1 protein-coding gene is annotated in these 385 nt (G+C 59.7%); it reads right to left on the minus strand.

Going from position 1 to position 385, the window contains the following annotated elements; translation table 11 throughout:
- Window positions 1–385, minus strand: a 385-nt coding sequence (locus GV818_RS33985) for an ATP-binding cassette domain-containing protein (protein WP_161778770.1), incomplete at both ends; no start/stop codon positions are given.

Raw genomic sequence — 385 nt, forward strand, 5'->3', positions numbered from 1 at the left:
TCAGTTCACGCAGGTCACTCGATACCACCACCAGCGCCCTGCCCTGACGGGTCAGTTCACCAAGCAGACGGTAGATATCAAACTTGGCACCGATATCGATGCCACGGGTGGGCTCATCAAACAGCAAAACCGTACAGTCGCGTTCCAGCCAGCGGCCGATGACCACCTTCTGCTGGTTACCTCCGGAAAGTTGCGACACCACTTGCCCGGGCCCTGAACTGCGGATGCCCATCGCGTCGATCTGGCGTTGCGCCAGCGCAGCCTCCTGCACACCGCTCACCAGCCCCAGACTGGAAACCCGGTGCATATTGCCCAAGCCTATGTTGGCACTGATCGACTGGGTCAATAGCAGGCCCTCACCTTTGCGGTCTTCGGTAATCAGGGC

The sequence above is a fragment of the Pseudomonas sp. Fl4BN1 genome (assembly GCF_009908285.1).
GTDB lineage: Bacteria > Pseudomonadota > Gammaproteobacteria > Pseudomonadales > Pseudomonadaceae > Aquipseudomonas.